This window comes from Rubellimicrobium roseum (assembly GCF_006152145.1).
In the GTDB taxonomy this organism is placed as follows: domain Bacteria; phylum Pseudomonadota; class Alphaproteobacteria; order Rhodobacterales; family Rhodobacteraceae; genus Rubellimicrobium; species Rubellimicrobium roseum.
Genome location: NZ_VDFV01000108.1, coordinates 1 through 3,735, shown reverse-complemented (window position 1 = coordinate 3,735; position 3,735 = coordinate 1). Strand labels below are relative to the sequence as shown.

Below are 3,735 nucleotides of genomic sequence, written 5' to 3'. Positions count from 1 at the left end.
AGGGCTCCCTCTTTCGCTACCTGCCTGGCGTCGCCGGCGAGGTGAGCCTCGTACATCGGGCCTTCGGCCTAGTCTGACCGGCCATGAGCCAACCGCTTACCTCACCTTGCCCTTGGTCAGAGTTTGCAACGGAGCCCTCGGTGATCCCCCCGATCCGGATCACCGCGCCGGCGTCGTCGCGAATGGGGAAGCTCGTGTCCCGAAGCCAGCGAACGCTGCCGTCGACCGGCCGGATGATCCGGTACTCTACGTGGGTGACCTCGCCAGGATCAAACATTTTTAGGGCGGCGAGCCTGCAGCCTTCTCATACCTGCCAAACGGAGGAAACGCGCACAGCGATCATGGATCTTGGCCGATTTGCTACCTACGCCTCCGCGTCCGATTGTCAGCCATCTCTCATCCGGGACAGGATATCGCCGATACCATCGTTGCTGTAAGGCTTGCTGAGGACATGAGCGACAGGGACGCTCGCCTCCCGGGCCGCCTGTTCGGCATCGTAGCCCGTGGCCAGCAGGTAGGGGACCCCGACTTCCTTCAGACGTTCCGCCACAGGGGCGGAGGTCTGGCCACCCAAGTCCACATCCAGGATGGCCAAGCTGATCACATGCCGGTCGATGATCTTAAGCGCCTCGGCGGGGCTGCCGGCCGTCAGCACCTCCTGGGCGCCCAGACCACGCAAGGCATCGGCCGCGTTCATGGCGATGATCAGGTTGTCCTCCACCACCAGGGCCGTTCCCGACAGGCGAACGCTTGGGCGGGGGACCACTTTGGGCTTGCTCCCTGAGCCCGCAGGCACGCTTGATCGGTCGGGCACGTGCTCTGCGTGTTGCGAAGGCAGGCAGAAGCGGGCGCGCAGGCCGTTGGGATGGTAGTCGATCTCGGCCTCGCCGCCGAGTTCGTGAGGAATGGAGCGGCTGATCAGCGTGCTTCCAAAGCCTACGCGCTCGGGCTGGACAACGGGCGGGCCGCCGCGCTCTTGCCACACCCACTCAACCCCACCTGCGGCTTTGGGCGCGAACACAATGCCCACCTCACCCGCCGGAGCCCCCAAGGCCCCGTACTTGACGGAGTTGGTCACCAACTCATGAACAACGAGCGACAGGGTGTCGCCCACAGCCGCTGGCAGCCGCGCGTCGCCCCCCTCGATCTGCACACGCTGGGGGTTGGGCGCAAAGGCAGCCACCTCGTCCCGGATCAGGTCCGCCAGCGAGAAACGCCCCTGCCGTGCCCGGGTGAGCTGGTCGTTTGCGCGGGCGAGCGCGCGGATGCGTCCGCCGGCTTCTCCATTCGGGTCGGCTTGGGCCACGATGCCGCTGACCAGGCCAAAGACGTTGCGCAGACGGTGGTTGAGCTCGGAGATCAGCACCTCCTGCTTGCGGCTGCGCTTCTGACCGGCGACGTTCTGGTCGGAGGTGAGCTTCAGGACCAGCTCGAGAAGGGTGATGCGTACGACCTCCGCTGCGCGCCGCTCGGCCGGTGTCCAAGGTGCGCTGCGGCCGCGCACGGTCTCGGCCCAGGCGGCGAAGCTCTTGCGCGGGTGGATGCGTCCACCATCCCGGACCATCTTGTCCGGGTTGCCGGCCCAGACCACGTTCCGCGTCACCTCGCGACGGAACAGCATGAGGAACCGGCGGGGGTGCTGCTTGAGGGGCAGCGCCAGAAGTCCACCGATCTGCCGCTCCGGCGCCACCGCGCCTAGGCAGGCCTGCTCCAGATGCTCTGTGACGAAGACACGGCCCGCAGGAGCCCGAGCCAGGTGGCGCTCAAGCTGCGCGAACTCCGCCTCGGTGGGCGCATGACCCTGGGCGCAGTAGCGACCGCCACTGCAAAGGGCCAGGCCGTCGAAGTCGATGACGTCGCCAATCTCGTTGGCGATCTGCTCCAGCCCCGTGCTGAAATCGAGCCCGGCCTCGAACAGCATGACGAGGCGTTCGTGCAGGTCATGGGCGCGACCCACCCGCTCGCGCTCAACCCGCTCCTCACAAAGGTTGAGTTCGTACGAGAAGAGTTGCGTAAACAGCTCCACCGCCGAGCGGGTCTCGTAGTCGATGTGGTGCGGCTCCGGATGGTGGCAGGCCATCAAACCCCAGAGTTCGCCATCCCGCAGGATCGAGACCGACATGCTGGCCCGAACTCCCATATTGCGCAGGTACTCGAGGTGGATGGGCGATACGGCGCGCGTCACCGCAAGCGACAGGTCTACGGGCTGCCCTTCGGGGTCGCGGTCTGGCACGATGGGCGACACGGGGGCGTCCGCGTCGGCAATGATACGAAGGAGGCTCTTGGTGTAGAGAGCCCGCGCCTGGGGCGGGATGTCGCCCGCCGGGAAGTGCAGGCCCAGGTAGCTGTCCATGCCCTCGGCCCGGCTTTCGGCAATGACCACCCCGTTCCGGTCCGGCTCGAAACGGTAGACCATCACGCGGGCGAAGCCGGTGAGGGCCGTAAGAGCGCGGGCACCCGCCTGGCACATCTCGCTCGCGGTCCGCCCCTTGCGGACCCGCGCCAGGAGAGGTTGAACCAGGGCCATGTCATCGCGCTGGCGGTCGCTGGTCTTCCGCTCGAACTCGATGATATAGCTCAGCCCTGCCCGGTGCAGGGCCACATCGAACCGCTCCCCGTCGCCACGCAGGTCGACCCCGAACACCCGGCCGCTGTCGTCGCCATTGCTCAGCGTCTGGAGCTTGCCGCGAAGGTCGTGCATGGCCCGAAGCGGCAGATGCTCCACAAGGCGCGTTCCGATCAGGTCGCTTGCGGCGAGGCCAAGGATCTCCGCCGTGTTGACCGAAGCGTTCTGGATCACCCAGTCGTTGGAGATGACCAGAAGGCAGCCGAAGGCCTGCACATGGCCCAGGAACTGGATGGGCTCGCGGGCGCATTCCGACAGGTCGGGCAGGCGATCGTCTCCGGCCATCTGGTCATGCAGCATAAGGCTCTCCCTGGGCAGCAGGGTCCAGGGCAGAGAGTGCCCCGAGGTGGAGGTCAAAGAGGAGGCATGCATCCCCCACGACGCGGTCGGCCTCGGCGCCCTGAGGCGGACGCTGCAGCAACTCGCCGCAGAGGGCGCGCCAAGCGTCCAAGGGCGACGCGAGGCCAAGATAAGAGCCGGCGCCCTTGACCGCCGGATCCGTGGCCTCCAGCCAGCGTCGGTGCAGAACCCGTGTTCCGAGGCCCGAGCCGAGAAGGATGTAGAGGACGGAGGTGGCGTCGAACCGGCGGGCCTGTCGGGGCAGGGCAGGAGCCCGGTCCAGATGATGCAGGTCGGCCCGAAGCGCCGTAACCATGTGCGTCCGAAGTGCTTCTGCAGCCTCGGCATGTGACCCTGGTCGGCATCGGATGGCGAGCAGAACGGACAGCTGCGCTGCAAGGAACGTCCCAAGGTCGGCCGCCTGGCGCAGGTCAAGGGTTGTGTAGGCGCGGTCAACGCGCTCGTGCCAAGGCGCCGTGTCGGCGCGCAGGCGATCCCGCAAGGATGTCATGAGGAGGCTCGGCGTCTCAGACCAAGGTCAACCGCGCCCCTCTAAGCGAGCCAGAGCGGGTCGACAAGACACTCCGAAACGATCAGTGCCAGAGAGCAGTCACGCCACCAAAAAGCACAAACACTCTTTGTGTCCTGCCCGGGCTGGCTCAGCAGCGACGAAGGACCTCTTGGAGATCGTCGAGGCCATCTAGGGCTTGTTGACGTTTGAGGATTCCCTAGCTGGTCGGCGAGTGATTCAAGGTTGCCAAACGGGAGGC

3 protein-coding genes are annotated in these 3,735 nt (G+C 66.4%); all 3 read right to left on the bottom strand.

Annotated elements, in window-relative coordinates:
• Positions 1-16 precede the first annotated feature (16 nt).
• The 3 genes from FHG71_RS22845 to FHG71_RS22835 all read right to left on the bottom strand — a co-directional run bounded on the left by FHG71_RS22845 (position 17) and on the right by FHG71_RS22835 (position 3,281).
• Positions 17-277, bottom strand: a complete 261-nt coding sequence (locus FHG71_RS22845; protein ID WP_139084084.1) for a PAS domain-containing protein — start codon at positions 275-277, stop codon at positions 17-19.
• 108 nt (positions 278-385) lie between these two features.
• Positions 386-2,926 carry a GAF domain-containing protein gene (locus FHG71_RS22840; protein ID WP_246045582.1) on the bottom strand — a complete coding sequence of 847 codons (2,541 nt, stop codon included), beginning with the start codon at positions 2,924-2,926 and terminating at the stop codon, positions 386-388.
• Complete coding sequence (locus FHG71_RS22835) at positions 2,916-3,281, bottom strand: heme oxygenase-like domain-containing protein (protein ID WP_139084083.1); 366 nt, start codon at positions 3,279-3,281, stop codon at positions 2,916-2,918. The genes FHG71_RS22840 and FHG71_RS22835 overlap by 11 nt, the downstream gene beginning before the upstream one ends.
• Between the last annotated feature and the right edge of the window lie 454 nt (positions 3,282-3,735).

Coding starts and splice junctions, on each gene's coding strand:
- FHG71_RS22845 (WP_139084084.1), bottom strand. CDS start 277: ATGTTTGATCCTGGCGAGGTCACCCACGTAGAGTACCGGATCATCCGG.
- FHG71_RS22840 (WP_246045582.1), bottom strand. CDS start 2,926: ATGCTGCATGACCAGATGGCCGGAGACGATCGCCTGCCCGACCTGTCG.
- FHG71_RS22835 (WP_139084083.1), bottom strand. CDS start 3,281: ATGGTTACGGCGCTTCGGGCCGACCTGCATCATCTGGACCGGGCTCCT.